Raw genomic sequence first — 1174 nt, forward strand, 5'->3', positions numbered from 1 at the left:
GATCAGGTCGAGGAGTCGCTCGACGATGTCGAACTGGAGGTATCGATAGCCGACGGCTCCGCGAACATGTTTTCCACGGTGAACGCGGGCGGCGGTGAGGAGTACGATATCGTCATCCCGAACAACGAGTACGTGCCGCGGTTCATCGACGCGGATCTGGCCGCGCCGGTGGACATGGACATCTTGACCAACTTCGACGCGCTGTATCCGACGTTCCAGGACGCGGCCGAGACCCAGTTCGCCAGCGACGGAGAAACGTACGGCCTTCCCGTACAGTTCGGGTGGTACGCGTACGGATACGACAGCTCGGTGCTCCCGGAGGACCACGAACAATCCTACGAAGTCCTCTTCAGCGAGGAGTACGCGGGGACCGACCTCACGGGCGCTATCACGTTGTACGACGGCTACTACAAGTCGATCATGGCGACGGGGCTCGCGCTCGGCTACACCGAGGCGTTCGAGGGCGACACCGTCTCGTTCACCGACGAGCAGCTCACGACGATCGAGGAGACGCTAACCGACTTCAAGCCGAACCTCCTCGGGTTCATTCACGACGAGGAGACGCTCACGCAGGACTACCAGAACGGGAACATCGTCGCGTCGTTCGCGAACCGGAGCACCCACGTGGGGATCATGAACGAAGTCGACAGCGTTGAGTTCTCCGAGCCGGCCGAAGAGGAGCTCACCTGGTTCGAGGGCGCCATCGTCACCGACGGATCCTCGAGCAAAGAGGCAGCCTTCCGCGTGTTAAACGAGTACATCGACCCCGAGACCGGGGCAGCGCTCTCCGAGGAGCGGAACATCATGAACACGTCGCAAGACGCGATGGACAACATCGAGAAAGAAGCGCTCCAGATCGAGCCGGGTATCCTCGAGGGAATGATCCCGTTCAAGCCCGCGGAGCGGGACGATGAGTGGATCGAGATGTTCGAGCGGGTCAAGAACGCGTGAGCGAACGATGAGTGTCATCCAGAAGCTCGAAGACGCGTTCGGACGGCGGGGCGAACGGGCGAAACTCGCGCTCATGGTGGGGCCGGGAGTCGGATGGCTGCTCACGCTGATACTGATTCCGACGGCGTTCCTCGTGATGGTGAGCTTCGCGGAGGTCAACCAATCCTACGACGTGGTGTGGTCGTTCTCGGTGTCGAACTACCGAGAGCTGTTCGTCGGGGAA

The 1174-nt window shown here is 61.3% G+C and carries 1 protein-coding gene and 1 pseudogene; both read left to right on the forward strand.

The window, feature by feature from the left end:
• On the forward strand, positions 1–951 hold a 951-nt coding region (locus U4E84_RS18010; RefSeq protein ID WP_322533442.1), incomplete at its 5' end, for an extracellular solute-binding protein.
• A gap of 7 nt (positions 952–958) precedes the next feature.
• Positions 959–1174 (forward strand): annotated as a pseudogene (locus U4E84_RS18015) (ABC transporter permease); the annotation flags it as partial.

Source organism: Halorubrum sp. AD140, assembly GCF_034497445.1.
In the GTDB taxonomy this organism is placed as follows: Archaea; Halobacteriota; Halobacteria; order Halobacteriales; family Haloferacaceae; genus Halorubrum.